A 14,822-nucleotide genomic window follows, 5' to 3' on the forward strand; every position below is an offset into this window, starting at 1 on the left:
CCAAGGGAGTGAGCGAGCAGGGCGGGGGCGAAGTGCGGCGCGCTCTTTTGGAGGCCACGGCGGGGCTCCCTTCGCGGGTCGGCATGGGCAGGAGGATGCGGAGATTCCACGATTTTCCGCGGCCGGGGATACCCGGGTAGTGAGGTGCTACGGCACAGCGCAGCTGGGACACCCGGACAAGGCGGTGCCAGCACCTGCACCGCCACGTCGGCCCAAGATGCGCGCGGCGTCGGCGTTGGTCTAGGCATGCCAGGCCAGAACGCCGCCGAACGCTTGGACCCCGAGGTCCAGACCTCCGTACCCCGAACAGAGCAAGCCGATCAACGGCATTCACGCGGTGGCTTCCACGTCACCGGCCGCGTGCGATTCGGTCCGAGGGCGCCGCCACCGCCCTGGTGGCGCCAGGCGCCGGAGAGTGCGTGGTGGTCGCGGACCGGCTGCGGGCGGCATGGAGCCGAACAGGCGGGGGAGAGAGCGTTGCTGATGCGGAGTACAGGGAGTTGGCCACGTTGTGCAGGGCTGCGTCGGCGGTGGTGAGTGCCTCCTCGATCACCCGTACCGCGGCTTCTCGGGCATCCCTGGCGTCGGGCTGGTCGCGCAGATGCTTGGTCTGGTTCAGGAAGGCGAGCTGGTGGGCCACTGCTCCCAGGGCGGAAGCCGCCTCGCCTGCGGGCTCGAGGGCGGCGGCGAAGCTGGTGATCACCCGGGCTGTGTGGGGCGCCTTGTCCTGGTTGGCGGCACGGATGAGGACCTCATCGCCCAGATCGGTGACCAGCTGTCCGAATTCGGAGATTTGGCGTGCGACGGCGACGACATTGGGTGAGCGGTGGGGGTCTGCCGACACTGGCAGTTTGCCGCGCTGGGCGTCGAACTCGGAGGCCGTGGCACGCAGGGCCAGGGCGTCAGAGCGCGAGGTGTTGTTCACGGGGGCTCCAAATTGGGGGGAAATAGTCGGATGGGTTGGGTTGGTGGGTGTGGACGGTTCAGCGGTGGGTGCGCGAGGGCGGTCGTACAGCTGAGGGCGTGAAGGCAGGGCCTGGGCATTCCGGGGGCCGCGCGGCCGGTGGTGTGCTGCGGGCCAGGGCGGCGTGGACCCGTGCCGTCGGGGGTCCCTCGGTCGGAGGCACGACGGGTGGTGGCGGAGCGGGGTGGCCGTTCACGGCCTGCCAGCGGACGCGCATCTCGTCGAGCGGCCCGAGCGCGTGCAGGGCGTGGCTGATGAGCCTCCCGGGGGCCAGGGCCTCGTCCTCAGCCAGGGCTCGTATGGCACGGGCCGAGGCCGCCGCAGTACGGGCGACGGAGGAGCGCATGATCTGCTCGCCGAGCCACTCGGCGCTGCCGGCGCCGACGCCGTCGCAGATGGCGGTGAGCTGTTCGGCGGTCAGTGTGCCGCCGGCTAGCAGACCGCGCCGCTGGGCCTCCCACAGAACCGTGATCCGGTCGATGGGCTCGCCGCGGTGGTGCAGCGCACCAAGGCAGCGGTAGAGCTGGCGGTGGGCGGGGACGGCGAAGTCGCCCGGTCGCAGCCAGCCGACGACATCGGCCATCGCCTTCGGCCGTTCGACCAGGACCGCCAGCAGGAACTGCTCGTCCTCGGCGGCCCGGCCGGCTCGTACCGGCGGCGCGACGGGAGCTGAGGGGGGCGGTGCGGGCGGGGCGACCGGGCGTGGTTCGGACCCCCAGCGGCGCGCGAGGTCCCTGAGCATCCCGGTCAGGACGTCCGCATGGTGCAGCGCTCCTTCTACCTCGCCTTGGAGGGCGTCAGCGCGGGCCGCCTGGTGGAGGCGGATCGCGTGCTCGGTCACGGTGCGGTGGATCGCCCCCTCCAGCACCATCCGGCCGTACACAGGGGCGTGCGCGGGGCGCGGGCAGGCCGCAATCAGGATGTGGGGGTATGAGGCGGTCAGCCCTCGGACGTGGTGGCTGGCCTCGTCGACCGCGCCGGTCACCCAGGACAGGGGCACAGGTTCCTTGGCCGACACGGAGGGGTGGCCCTCGGTTTGGAGCTTGCGCAAGGCGGCGAACAGCGCCTGGTGGACCGGCTGGTAGAAGTGGTCCGGCGCGAGCCAATCCAGGTGCGTGAGCTGATCGGGGTCGAGCAGTACCGAGCCGAGCACTGCCTGCTCGGCACTCAGCAGCGGGTTCATCACTGCCGCCCGGGGCCGGGGGTCGGCGGATCGTCCTGCTGGGAGCGGAGATCGGCGACAGCCTGGTCGGCGGCGGCTATCGCGTTGGCGAAGCGGTCCAGCTTGCCGGTGAACGTCGGATCGGCGGTGAGGACCGACCCTGAACCGGTGACTAGCCACCATTGGCCGCCACATCGGACGGCCGGTGACCAGGCGAGGCGTTCGGACCGCGCCAGAGCGGAGGACGGACTTGGAGAGGACACGAGGGGACTCCTGAGCAGGTAGATGGGGAGGGTCAGGCCGTGAGGTTGATAGGCCTGGTCTGGGGCGCCGGAGCGGCAGGACCAGGGGGAGCTGCACTCCGGGTCGCATGTTCCAGTTCGGCGTCCGCGAGCGCGTCGACGATGTCGCCCTGACATCCCGACCACTCGTGGGCGGTGACCTGGTCGATCGGTGTCTGGTCCAGAGGCCCGCGACTGCGGTGCAGATACGCCTGGCCGAGCAGCGGGGTGCCCTCCGGGGTCGTTCGGGCTTCGCCCGAACGGATCGCGGCATCGAACTCCACGGCATCGCGCCACTCGTGGGCGAGCTGTCGCGCAGTGATCGCCACTGGGCGTTGCCGTGGTCTGGCACCGCCGGGTAGATGGGCCTCGGCGGGCATGAGCAGCGGATGCGGCGACTGGATCCCGGTACCGAGCGAGACACCTGAAGAGTTGGGGCGCTCATGCCGACAGTCCGAAACCGTCGCGACCCAGGGACTTGGCAATGGCTCGCTTGGTGATGGCCTTCGTCGCGTGGGCCGACGCCGGACCGACCACCTTGGCGGCGGGCTCCTTGTACCAGGGCCGTAGGTCGAACATTGCCACCCGGATGCCGGTGGCGAGTAGCAGCGCCTTGCCCTTGGGGAGCGCGCGGATCGCGTCGGGGGGCAGGATCCGTTCGGTGCGCAGGCTCACGGAGGTTGACTTGCCGCTGTCGCTGGTCGACACCGATGTGGTCTGCACGTCGTGGTCGCCGACTTGCCTGCTCAGACGGTCGGCGAAGTCGGCGTCGTCGATGCCGCTTCCTATGATCTTGATCGTGGCGGCGGACCAGAGCGCGTCCATGCCTGCTTCGCCCCAGCACCGCTGGCCCTGTCGGTAGGACTGCAGGATCGTGATCGGGATCACACCCCGTGAGCCCAGGTGGCTGTACAGGTCGGGGAGATCGGAGATCTTGCAGACGTTGGCGGCCTCGTCGAGGACGCACAGGGCGGGCGGGTCGAGCCGCCCGCCGGAGCGCTCGGCGACGACCACGGCCGCGCGCATCACCGCGTCGGCCGCCGCCGCGATGATCGCCGATGCCGAGCCGCCGCCATCCTTGCTGAGCAGGTACAACGTGTCGCGGGAGGTGGCGAACGCGAACGGTTTGAACTCGGGAAGGTGCTTGCTGGGGGTGACCCAGGCGGCGACGTCCGGGTCGAGCAGGCAGCTCGCGTACTGCCGCGCGGTCTCATAGATGCCGTCCCGCGTTTCCGTGGCCCCGCTGACGGTGCCCTGGAGCTGGGCGGCGACCGCCTCGTGGCCGGCATCGGTGAGCAGGTCCACCGGCGTGCGGTCGGCGGGGGAGGCGAGCCAGGCCAGGGCCTCGGTGATCGGGCGGCGGTGGCTGGCGGCGGCCAGGAACAGTGCGCCCAGCGTGTTGCTCGCGGCGGTGGACCAGAAATCGGAGCCGCTGGATTCGTCCACGCTGGCGGCGACGAAGTGCCCAGCCAGGCGTTTCGCCCCGGCCAGGTCGCGGGCGTCGGCCAGGATGTCCCACCACATCTCGCGCGGGTGGTGGGCGATCTGCTGCGGGTCGAGCGTCCAGATCGTGCCGCCCTTGGCGCGGGCGTCCACCGTTGCGGTGAAGGCGTCGTTCGCCGCCTTGTTCGAGGTCAGCAGTACCGGGCCGGGAGCGGCGAGGATCGCGGGGATCGCCAGTCCGGACGTTTTGCCAGAGCGAGGGGCCATGATCGCGACGATCACGTCCTCCCAGGAGGCGCGGACCTCGGCCCGGCTCGGGGAGAGCGTGCCGAGCAGAATCCCGCGGTCGGCGGGAGCGACCTCCTTCGGTTTGAGATCGAACAGGCTCGGCCGCAGGCTCTTTGCTTTGGCGGTGATCTCCCTGTCCAGCAGCGGAGCGAGATCCTGCTTGCGGGCGAGGCCGTTCTTCGCATCCCCGCACAGCCGCAGCCTCACAACCAGGCCGGTGACGGTGAGGCAGACGGAGAGCAGCCCAGGAACAAGCCGCGCGCCGACCTGCAGCGCGGTCGGGCTTAGCTGCGGCCACAGCGCCTCAGGGCGCAGCAGCGCGTCGGTGGCTTTGAACGGCGCCCAGGGGCCGGCGCCGACCAGAGTGTTGGTGAGGTTGCCGGTCAGCCAGGCGAGGGAGCCGAGGGCGATGGCGGCGCCGAGGACTCCGAACAGGAGGTAGGGGAAAGCATCGGAGCCGGTGGTGGTCGAGGGCGCGCTGGTACGAGGGGCGGGCATGGCGGATCCAAGGAGGAGAGCGGGCAGGGGCGAGGTGGGGCGCGCGGCGCTCTTCTGCTGGCCATCGGGGCAGCTTCTGTTCCGGGAAGGGGTCGGCGGTCGAGGCCAGACCGAAGTCATCGAGTGCGCGGTATCGGGGTGGCGGGGCGCTGGCCGCTGGTGGGACGTCGTGGTCGGCGGAGGGCGAGGTCCGATGGCTGACGGCGTGTGGGGAGGAGCCGCGGGCGGCCCGCTGCCGCTCTGCTTCCGGGCTATGGGCGGCGGACGGCTTTGTGTCTGTGATCGCGTCGCTGCCGCGGACGTTGCTGAGCAGTGCCCCGGTCCGCGGGGAAGGCACCTGGTCGCGGTACCTGGGGTCGCTGGGTTCCACAGGGCACGCGGCGATGATGTCCTCGGTGGCCCCCAGCTCCTTGTGGACGTCATGCAGCAGGCGGGTAGCGGTGGCCAGCCGTGTCCACGTCTCGAAGGTCGGGTTGTTGTGCGGGTTCTCGAAGGTCAGGCGGGCTCGGGTCCAGGCGGCTGCTGCGGCGACGAGTTCGGTCAGCTGGGGGAGGGCTCCGCTGACCTCCTCAATGATTCCGGCGATCTCATGGGGTGTTGCGGTCTCGGTGAGCCGGTTGATCATCCCCGGGACGGAGTACGGATCGACGGACGGCACGCCGAGCTGATCAAGACGGGCGTCGATGGCGACGAGCAGACTGGGGAGACAGCCGCCGTGCCGGGCGTGGAGGCCGTCGGGTTCCGAGTCGTAGATCACTTCGTGGATCGCGGAGTCGTCGGGATGCCCGCGGGTCACCAACCAGCTCTCGGGATGCCCGGGTGGGTGGTCGGTCGGCGGTTCCTGGGGTGGTGCGATGATCAACGAGCTGCCGTCGGGGAGCTCGGCGCGGACGATGTAGTCGCTGAGTCCGTACTCGACGGTGCACTCCAGTCCGCGCTGCCGAAGGAGCGCGGCGAGGTAGCCGTACCCGTGCTCCTGTTCCGAGGTGCCAGCAGTTGCTTGCCGGGGGAGAGGATCGCTGGTGCGTGCGGTGATGCGTGTGCCCTCTGACTGGAGAGGGACCGGGGGCTGGTCGGGGTGCATGAGCTGTCACAACTCCCTTTTGCGATCACTAGTTGATCTTGTTCGTCATGCGGGCGTCGGTGTCGAACAGCTCGCGCTCGGCAGGGTGCAGGATGTGCTGGGTGATGAAGCTCCGACCTGCGACCTTCCACAAGCCTCGGCCCTTTGTGAGAGCGGCGACAGCCTGGGTCTCGACGCCCGTCAGGCCGAGGAGCGAAGCGGCAGCGGCGAGTTGGTCGGGCTCCTGGCGGTAGATGATGCGGGTGGAGCAGTCGGCGAGGAGGCCCTCGGCCAGCACCCGGCCGCGCGAGCCGGCGTCGCCCGCACTCAGCAGATCGCTGAGGCGGTGGATGACCATCAGGTTGGCGATGCCGAGACCTCGGCTGAGCTTCCACTGGCTCTGCATGCGTTCCAGCAGGCCGACATGCCTCATCACGCGCCATGCCTCGTCGTAGATCACCCAGCGTCGGCCGCCGGCCGGATCGGCGAGCGCCGACTCCATCCAGGCGCTCGCGCAGGTCATCGCGAGGACCAGCGCGGTGTCGTCACCCGAGCCGCCCAGGCGGGAGAGGTCGATGGACAGCATCGGGGTGGTCGGGTCGAAGGCCGCGGTCGACGGCGCGTCGAACATGCCGCTCAAGTCGCCGTGGATCAGACGGCGCAGGGCATGCGCGAGGTCCTGCGCTGCGGCCCCCATCCGCCCGACCTGGTCGCCGAGAGCCCGGTCAAGGCGCTCGGGTGAGCCGAGGGTGTGCGCGATCTCGCCGAGCAAGGGCACGGTGCCGCCTGCCTCGGCTTCCTTGACGACCAGGTCGAGTGCGAGGTCCAAAGCGGTGTGTTCCATAGGCTGGAGATCGCGCTTCAGCACGGTGCGGGCGAGGCCGGCCAGGAGCAGGAGGCGGCGCTTTCGGACCTCGGTCGACCAGTCGTCCTTGCTCACCGAGGAGGGCCGGGCCGGGGCGTCCAGGGGGTTCACCCTGCCCGGGAGTCCTGGCCCCAGCGCGATGGTGTAGCCGCCGAGAGCGTGAGCGACGGCCGTCCACTCTCCCTTGGGGTCGCAGGGCACGTAGACGCGGTAGCCGTGGGCGATCGCCCGGGTGGCGATGGACTTGGCCAGTGCGGACTTGCCCATGCCGATGATCCCGGCCAGGACCGCGTTGGGGTTGGTGAAGCCCTCGATCCGGCCGCTGCTGTACAGCGTGAACGGGTCGTAGCAGAAGGCGGCCTCCGCGTGGACGTCGCGGCCGATGAAGATGCCCTCCGCGCCCAGGCCGCCCTCGGCGAGGAAGGGATAGGCCCCGGCGACGATGGCGGTGGTCATCCGGTGGTCGGGCAGGCTGAGCTTGCCGCCGCGTGCTGAGGATGAGCCGGGGCGCCCGGACGGTGGGTAGGTCGGCCGCAGCTCCGGGTCGAATGCCTCCTCGTTGCGGCGCTTGGGCGTGGCTCCGGCAAGACGGGCCCGGCGGTGGGCCTCGGCGAAACCGGCGCGGGCGGCGTGCTGCTCGGCACGTGACGTCTTACGGGGGACGAACAGGTGGGAGGCGCTGGCGCGGGTGCGGGGCATGAATGAATCTCCAGGGGCGGAGGCTGGGTCAGTAGCGGACGAGGCCGGTGAACGGCGTGTGCAGGTCGGCCGGGGTCGTGCGGCGTCGGACCAGATAGGCGGTGCGCTGGTGGCGCTGACAGATAGTCAGCTTTGGTGCGCCTTCCGGCAGGCCGGCCTGGCACGTTTCGCGGTCGGGGACCTCGCCGGAGCCGGGCCGGGGGGCCGCGTGGTAGGCGGCATGGACATGGTCGGCGGCTTGCCAGACTCGTGTGCGGGCGGCGCGGAGCTGGTCGCCCTCGATCGGCACGAGTTGGCCGGTGCGGGCGGCGTGGGCGTCGAGCAGGCCGTGCAGCGAGACGAGGTGGGCGTGCAGGGTGTCCAGCTCGGCCCGGGTGGTGACGAGAGGCCCGCCCGGCACGTTGAGCGCGCGGTGGAAGTCGAGCGCTGCGGTGGCGAAAGGCACGAAGTCCTGCGTGGTCGGGCTGGCGGTACGGGACATGGGGGTGCTCTTTCGGAAGGGAGGAGGGCCGGCATCAGGCGGCGAGGGCGAGTGGCATGGCGGCGGCGGTGAACGCTTCGGCCTGCTGCCAGGTCAGCGGCCGAAGGTCGATCTGCGCGCCGACCGCCGAGGTTTCCACGACCGCGCAGGCGGAACGAAGCTCCTCCTCGGAGTCGGCCGACACGGTCAGCAGGCCGGTCAGGGCGACATCCGCGTGGCCCGCGATGAGCTGGCGCTCCCGGGACTTGATGCCCTGGTACTCGATGGAGTCCGCTTCGGAGTCGACCCGGCCGCGCCGCGCCCGCTCGGCTGCGTCCGCGATCACGCTGGCCTTCTTGCGCTGGACATCACGCAGGGCGGCGTCCAGTCCCTGCGGCTCGTACGACAGCGACAGTGTCCGCCGCACCCCGGCGGTGAACAACACCTGGTGCAGGAAGCCTGCCGATGTCTCGGTGCGGGGCCAGTTCTCCACCCAATACGTTCGGTGGACGGCGGAGTCGGTCGCGATGTGGTCCGCCTTCTCGACGACCACGACCGGGCCGGCGGCGGCCGGGTCGGCCTCGGGGCGCCCGGCGGGGGACCAACGGTCGAGGGAGGCGGAGGCCTTGGGGTCGTATGCCGTTCGGACGACGGCCGCTATCTCGCGGGCGGTGAGCCATCCGGTGGGGTTGAGCCCGGCGGTGCGCGCGGCCTGGTCGAAGGTCGAGGTCAACTGCCCCAGGACGCTGAAGGACCCGGTCAGGCCGCCTCCGGCCTGGTTGATCAGGCGCCTGGCGGCTTTGGCGTCCAGCGAGATCGCGACGTACGCCTCGTGCGGAGCCGCAGCCGGGCCCGCGCTGCGGATCAGCTCGCTGTAGACCTGGCCGGCCACCGGGGCGTCGGGCTGGCCGTGCTCTTCCCAGTGCCGGCGAAGGGCGTCGCCGGAGTCCGGCACGGTGCGCTCGATCACCTGTATCCGGGCGACCTGACCGGTGCGGGCCAGTGCGGCCAGCGCGCGACCCCAGCCGCTGACGTTGGCGTTCTGGGTGCCCGGGTCGAGCAGCGCGTAGGCGCGGGAGGACACCTTGACCGCGGCGGTCAGCGTGCCGGTGTGGGGGTTGTGGACCGCGCCGTAGCGGCGGTCGGGTGCGGTGACCACGCGCAGGCTGGCGGCGGTCCCGGGCAGGTGGAGGAGTCCTTCGCGGACCGGGCGACGGGACGGCCGGGCGAGCCAGATCAACTGGCCCCGCATCCGGCGGAGCGCGTAGCGGGTGAGGATCGGAGCCCAGTCGGCCAGGGCCCGGCCTCGGTGGCGGACGAAGACGAGCGCCGCGATGGCGGCCCACAGCGGGATGAGTTCGACAGCGCCGACCACGCCACGGGCCAGGATCGCGGCGAGCAGGAGCAGGCCGGCCAGGCCCACCGCGATCAGTTGCGGGGCAGTGAGGCCGAGCAGGATGCCGCGCCTGCTGCGGTGCGGGAACTTCACGGTGGCCGTGGTGGCTTCGGCCTGGAGGTTGTCAGACATGGCGGTTCCAGACAGTGGGAGCGGGCGGGAAAAATAGGAGGCGTGGCGCTCTTGTGGAGGCCGACGCAGGACTCCGTCCCGTGGAGCCGGGGAAGGGGGGCGGGCTGGAAGGAAACAGCCCGCCCCCCGGGTGGTGGTGGGTCAGGAACCGGACGGCGGCTGGTCGGGGTAGACCCAGGCTGTCGGGGCCGGGGAGCCGGTCGCCGACGGCCCTGTAGAGGGCGGCGGTGCGACAGGACCAGCGGGTGGCACGGCACCCACGCGGGTCAGGCTGCCGCCCGGAACCGACACAGCAGCGGGCTCGGCAGTGGAGGGACCGTTGCCGTCGGATCCTGCTGCTTCGGCGACGGCAGGCCGGGTGATCAGCGCGGGGATGCCGGGGTGCTGGATCAAGGCGCGGCCCTGGTCGCCAGCGGCGTTCGGGGCCTCACCGTAGCGGAAGCCGGTTCGCGGCTTCGGAGGGCCGGCGTCGATGCCGTCCTTGCTCAGGGTGCCGCCGGTGGGGTCGATGCCGGAGGCGACGCCGTCGCTGCCCGCGCCGGGAACCTGGGTCGGCCCCTGCGGAGCCGGCGCTCCGGTACCGGCTTGTATCGCGAGGCTGCCTGCGGTTTTCGCGGCCCCAGCGGCGACTGCCAGGCCGGCGATGCCGCTGCGGTGCAGGTCGCCGTGGGCGCCGCCGTCGCTGGCCCAGTGGACGAACTTGTAGGTGACGAAGGGGCACAGCAGAACCAGGGCGACGATGACGAGGCCGGCCATCGCGTCCGCGAGGGCGGACAGGCCGTCCTTGGCGTCGGACTGGCCCACCGCCGAGACTCCCGTGAGGAGGACAACGGTCATCAGGAGCTTGGAGGCGATCAGGGTGGCGGTGGCCTCGGACCAACCACGCCGCCACCTGCTGGCGGCCTCCCAGCCGCCTCCGGCCCCGGCGAAGATCGCGAGCGTCACCATGACCAGGACGCCGACCTTGCGGGCGACCATCACGCCCCAGTACAGGAACGCGCCGATCGCGCAGCCGAGGGCGACCAGGGCTGGAACGGCCCAGCCGAGCCCGTACATCGCCCCCAGTTGGTTGACCTTGATGATGCGGCGGATCGCGTCGTCCACGGAGCTGTTGGCCGCTTGGAACAGGCCGTCGGACAGGGCGTCGACCACCGTGACGGCCACGGAGGTGAACGCGACAGCGCAGAACGAGAAGAGGACGCCGGTCATGGTGCCGATCGCGGCTCGGGCGAGCGCTCGTTCGTCGCGACGCCAGGCCGCGAACATCAACTGGAGGCAGAACGTGCCGACGGTCAGGGCGAGCCCGATGGGCAGCAGCAGCTCGTAATTGTCCTGGAACCAGTCAGCGTTGAGATCGATGGCGGTGGTCTCGTTGACGGCTTTAGCCGCGAGAGCGGCCGCGCTGGCGGCCAGCTCGCCCGATGACTTCGCGATCCAGGCCCCGACGCCGTCGGTGACAGTACCCGCGGGGTTGGACGCGAAATCCACGGCGTCGCAGACAGCGTCCATCAGCGGAAGGTCACAGACTCCCATGGCAATAACTCCCTTCCTGGATAGGGGTCAGGGCGCGACGGCCGGCAGGACACCGGCCAGGGCGCAGGGTCGGGAGGGGCGGCACTGGACCGCGAGGGTGGTGACGCGGCTCTCGGCGCCACCGTGGGGCGAGCCGTTCCAGGCGATCGACTGTTTGCCGGAGACCGTCACGGCGTAGACGTACGCGGTGGTGAGCGCCCCCGGGTCCGCCTGCAGGGCCCGGGTGAACGCGTCGGGGAAGTGCGCCTCGCTCACCTTGGCGGTGGCGAACTGGCCGCCTGCGGCCATCTGCTTCCACATCGCGCGCGAGGGGACCAGCGTGTCGACCGACGTGGTGTCGGCGTACTTCGTCTCGCTGGTCATCCACCCGTGCAGGGCGACCATCCACTCGGGCTGGGAGTAGGCACGGGTGTCGTAGGACCACAGTGCTGCGGCCGCCGCCTTCCCGAAGGCGATCGGGTCGTGCGTCGACGGGGGACCGGGAAGGACGCCGCGGCTCCCGCGCGAGGGTGACGAAGCGGAGGCAGCAGCGGTCGGGGAGGAGGGATAAGCCGCGCTCGCCTGCGATGCTGTTGCCTTGGAGGCGGACCTGCTGTCGCGGGTGAGGTAGGCGGCCAGGCCGGCGAGGGTGACGAGCACCACCAGGACGGCGGTGCCGAGCAGCACCCGGCGGCGCACGCGGGATCCGCCGCCAGGGTTCGTGGAACGGGGCAACATCAGTGGACCTGGCTCCCCAGCGTGCTGAAGAATGCCACCACACCGTTCGCGGCACCCAGCAGAAGGGCCGCGCCAGCGCTGACCAGCACGCCCTTCTTGCCGTTGGCCTCGGCCTGGTGGCCGCCGGAGTGGTGGCCCCAGGCCCACACGCCCGCGCTGACGGCGAGCGCACCGACCACGGCGATGATCCCGAAGAGGTTGATCGAGCCCATCACCTGTTTGAGGACCGCGAGACCCGGCAGACCACCTTCGTTCGGCTTGATCCCGGGGTCGTAGGCGAGCTGGACGAGCTTGTCGGCCAAATACATGATTGTGAACTCCAGTTCGATTCAGTGCACGCCAAAGCCCGAGGAGGCGAAGCGTCAGTGCAGGAAGGGGGGGAGAGAAACGCCGGGTCAGACGACTCGGCGGGCCGCGAGAATCCGCGGCTTCCAGGACGCGAGCGTCGCCAGGCGAACCACGTCGCCGGTGTGCGGGGCGTTCACGATCAAGCCCTGGCCGACGACCATCCCGACATGTTCCGGGACTTCGGCAGTCCCCTCGGTGAAGACGAGGTCACCGGGTCGGAGAGCGCCGACCGGTACCGGCTTGCCGTCCTTGACCTGCGTGTACGTCGTCCGCGTGAGGGCGACCCTCGCGGCCTTGTACGACTGCTGCATCAGGGAAGAGCAGTCGCAGCGCCCCATGGGATCGAGCCCGTGGGAGTCGGTGCAGCTCCCGCCCCACTGGTACGGGGTGCCGAGCTGGCCGAGCGCCCAGCGGATCGCCGTCTGGACCTTTGGCGGAGCATCGGCCGGAATCTGGTATCCGGCCGGTACCGCACCGGGCGGGATGGCCCCGAAGCCGGTGCCGTCCCCGCCGGCCGTACAGCTGCCCGCGGGACTCGGCGGAGCACCGGCCGTGCTGCCCGAGCCGGACGGCGAGGAACTGGGCGACGTGCCGCCGGCCCTCGACAACAGCGGCTCAGTCGCCTGCTGCAGGGCGGTGGCCAGAGGCTCCCACTTCGCGTAACCGTCGGGGACCCCGGACTTCTGCACCGCCTGGGCGGCCTGGGCGACAGACAGGGACTGCCAGCCCGGGACCCTCTCCAGCGCCTCGTAGAACATCGTCGAGGCGTGCACCGGGTCGAGGATCTCGTTCGCGGTGCCCCATCCCTGCGACGGTCGCTGCTGGAACAAGCCCAATGAATCGCGGTCGCCGTAGGTCAGATTCCGCAGGCGGCTCTCCTGCAGGGCCGTCGCCAGAGCCACGATCTGGCCCCGGGCTGGGATGTTCATCGCGACGCCGGTGGCCTGGATGGTCTTGGCGTTGGGGATCTGCTCGGCTGGGTCGTCCAGGCCCGGCACAGAGACCGTGCCCTTGACGCCGCCGTCCAGGATCGCCTTCACCTGAGCGGCAACGGCTGAGGTAACCACAGCCTGTGGGCCGCCGGTCGAGCAGGAGGCCGAGGCACTCCCGGCCGCGATACCGAGGATCGGAACGGCCAGCAGCAGCGGACCGGAGGCGAAGAGACAGATGACCGCTCCGGTGACCTTCATCATCGCCACCGCCGTTCGCGGGGGCGGACAGCCCAGCCGGGCAACGGTGTTGGGTCAGGGCGTGGGCGTATTCGGGCGTGCTGCATCGCAGCGGCTCCTCGCGGTTCGTAGGAGGCGCGGTGCCGACTTCTCGTGCAAAGCCGCCGACACCGCGCCGATGTAAATCCGCCTCCCAGGGCGGGCCCGGGCCAGGGGAGTTGGTAGCTCCCGGACGCCGGGTTCAGGCCATGCGCGGCAGCCGACCGCGCTCGTAATCTCAGGCGGTGCACTGGGTCTCCTCACGGCTTCGGGAACGGGGGGTCAACGTGCCTGCCGGTCCAACTCTTTGGACGCGGGAGCACAGGTCAGCAGAGGTGGGGCCGGGCTCCGCCTCGGTGATGTGGCGAGACAGTAGACCGGGTATCCGGCCGCACCAAACGGCTGCCGAATCCGGGCCGAGCGCGACACGGGCTCGCTAGGTGCGGCCGGAAATCGCGGTTAACCTCCGGCGCAACCCAGCTCTGGCCGTCTGTTGTTGACCGCCGTCGGGAGCGGGCCCAGTCCCGTCGTGCCCTGAAAGAGGCCCCGCACATGAGTTACACGCTGTACCGAGGTGACGCCCTCACCGTGCTGAAGACCCTCCCGGACGAGAGCGTCAACGCCGTCATCACCGACCCGCCGTACAACTCCGGCGGACGCACCAGCTCGGACCGCACCGGCCGCACCGCCCGCGCCAAGTACGTAACGGCCGGATCAGCGCATGACCTGCAGAACTTCCCCGGCGAGAACCGCGACCAGAGGAGCTATCGAAGCTGGCTGACTGCCCTGCTCACCGAGGCCTACCGGGCCTCGACGGAGCACTCCGTCGCCATGGTCTTCTCCGACTGGCGCCAGGAACCGACCACGTCCGACGCCTTGCAGATGGCGGGCTGGACCTGGAGCGGCACGATCCCCTGGATCAAGCCCGCGAGCCGGCCCCGCAAGGGCGGGTTCAAGCAGTCGGCCGAGTTCATCATCTGGGGCGTTAAGGGCAGCCTCGACAAGGACCGGGACCTTTACCTGCCAGGCCACTTCACCGCCTCCCAGCCCCGCAAGGACAGGGTGCACATCACCCAGAAGCCGGTCGAGATCATGCAGCAGCTCGTGCGGATCTGCCCCGAAGGCGGCACTGTCCTCGACCCGTTCACGGGCAGTGGCTCCACGGGCGTCGCCGCACTACGCGAAGGCCGGCAGTTCGTGGGAGTCGAGTTGTCTTCCCACTATGCCGACGTCGCCGAGCAAAGGCTCCGATCGGTGTTCACCCAGGATGACTTCGGCCTCGCAGGACCGGAGGCGTGAGCGTGAGAGCGGCCAGGGCTGGGCCGACGGACCGCAGATGCAGAGGGCGGCTGGAGCATCGAGAAACCGATGTGCCAGCCGCCCTTCCTCTTGCGTCAGCCGCCTCGAACGCCTGCAGGATCAGCGGTCCCGTCTACTCCAAGTCGGGCGCCGGGGCGATCCGGAGCTCTGAGTCGCCCGTCCCGAGGTGGCCAATGTCGAACGTGTTTGTCACGGCTGGGTGAGTCGGCCGCAGCAGCACGACCGATCGTGATGTGGTCCGCGCCGTCCAGAGTTGGGCAGAGCCCCGCGGTGTCCATAGCCAGAGCTGACACTTCGCCATGTGTGTATTTTGTGAAAGTATGCAGGGCTTGCTCATGAGTCCCGGTGTCGCCCATCCGGGCGCTCCCGACCGGGGCTGGGTCAAGTGCCGATGGGGGTGAGCGTGCTACGTGAGCAAAGCAGCGGTAACAGCGGCTCCCAGCCG

At 70.5% G+C, this 14,822-nt stretch carries 13 protein-coding genes; 1 reads left to right on the plus strand and 12 read right to left on the minus strand.

Going from position 1 to position 14,822, the window contains the following annotated elements; genetic code table 11:
• Positions 1-349: 349 nt before the first annotated feature.
• The 12 genes from RV983_RS34170 to RV983_RS34225 all read right to left on the minus strand — a co-directional run bounded on the left by RV983_RS34170 (position 350) and on the right by RV983_RS34225 (position 13,042).
• Positions 350-925 (minus strand): hypothetical protein, encoded by a 576-nt coding sequence (locus RV983_RS34170; protein WP_475989582.1) that lies wholly within the window; start codon positions 923-925, stop codon positions 350-352.
• Between the two features lie 58 nt (positions 926-983).
• Positions 984-2,147 (minus strand): DnaB-like helicase N-terminal domain-containing protein, encoded by a 1,164-nt coding sequence (locus RV983_RS34175; protein ID WP_475989583.1) that lies wholly within the window; start codon positions 2,145-2,147, stop codon positions 984-986.
• Positions 2,147-2,389 (minus strand): hypothetical protein, encoded by a 243-nt coding sequence (locus RV983_RS34180; RefSeq protein ID WP_475989584.1) that lies wholly within the window; start codon positions 2,387-2,389, stop codon positions 2,147-2,149. Before RV983_RS34180 ends, RV983_RS34175 begins: the two co-directional genes overlap by 1 nt.
• 32 nt (positions 2,390-2,421) lie before the next feature.
• Entirely contained in the window at positions 2,422-2,736 is a 315-nt protein-coding gene (locus tag RV983_RS34185) for a hypothetical protein (RefSeq protein ID WP_475989585.1), read from the minus strand.
• A 112-nt stretch (positions 2,737-2,848) separates the two neighbouring features.
• On the minus strand, positions 2,849-4,636 hold the full coding sequence (locus RV983_RS34190) for a type IV secretory system conjugative DNA transfer family protein (protein WP_475989586.1): 1,788 nt from the start codon (positions 4,634-4,636) through the stop codon (positions 2,849-2,851).
• A gap of 1,112 nt (positions 4,637-5,748) precedes the next feature.
• Entirely contained in the window at positions 5,749-7,263 is a 1,515-nt protein-coding gene (locus RV983_RS34195) for an ATP-binding protein (RefSeq protein ID WP_475989587.1), read from the minus strand.
• A 28-nt stretch (positions 7,264-7,291) separates the two neighbouring features.
• Complete coding sequence (locus RV983_RS34200) at positions 7,292-7,744, minus strand: DUF6238 family protein (protein WP_475989588.1); 453 nt, start codon at positions 7,742-7,744, stop codon at positions 7,292-7,294.
• 34 nt (positions 7,745-7,778) lie between these two features.
• Positions 7,779-9,251, minus strand: a complete 1,473-nt coding sequence (locus RV983_RS34205) for an SCO6880 family protein (RefSeq protein ID WP_475989589.1) — start codon at positions 9,249-9,251, stop codon at positions 7,779-7,781.
• Between the two features lie 141 nt (positions 9,252-9,392).
• A complete protein-coding gene (locus RV983_RS34210) occupies positions 9,393-10,784 on the minus strand; it encodes an SCO6881 family protein (RefSeq protein ID WP_475989590.1) in 1,392 nt (463 codons plus the stop codon).
• Between the two features lie 27 nt (positions 10,785-10,811).
• Entirely contained in the window at positions 10,812-11,501 is a 690-nt protein-coding gene (locus tag RV983_RS34215) for a hypothetical protein (protein WP_475989591.1), read from the minus strand.
• The gene (locus RV983_RS34220) at positions 11,501-11,809 is read right to left on the minus strand and encodes a DUF6112 family protein (RefSeq protein WP_475989592.1); all 309 of its coding nucleotides are present in this window, start codon (positions 11,807-11,809) and stop codon (positions 11,501-11,503) included. The genes RV983_RS34215 and RV983_RS34220 overlap by 1 nt, the downstream gene beginning before the upstream one ends.
• Before the next feature lie 87 nt (positions 11,810-11,896).
• Entirely contained in the window at positions 11,897-13,042 is a 1,146-nt protein-coding gene (locus RV983_RS34225; RefSeq protein WP_475989593.1) for a C40 family peptidase, read from the minus strand.
• Between the two features lie 567 nt (positions 13,043-13,609).
• Between RV983_RS34225 and RV983_RS34230 the strand changes: the two genes are divergently transcribed.
• Positions 13,610-14,356, plus strand: coding sequence for a DNA-methyltransferase (locus RV983_RS34230; RefSeq protein WP_475989594.1), 747 nt, complete (start codon positions 13,610-13,612; stop codon positions 14,354-14,356).
• Positions 14,357-14,822: the final 466 nt, after the last annotated feature.

The sequence above is a fragment of the Streptomyces sp. RLA123 genome (genome assembly GCF_056270165.1).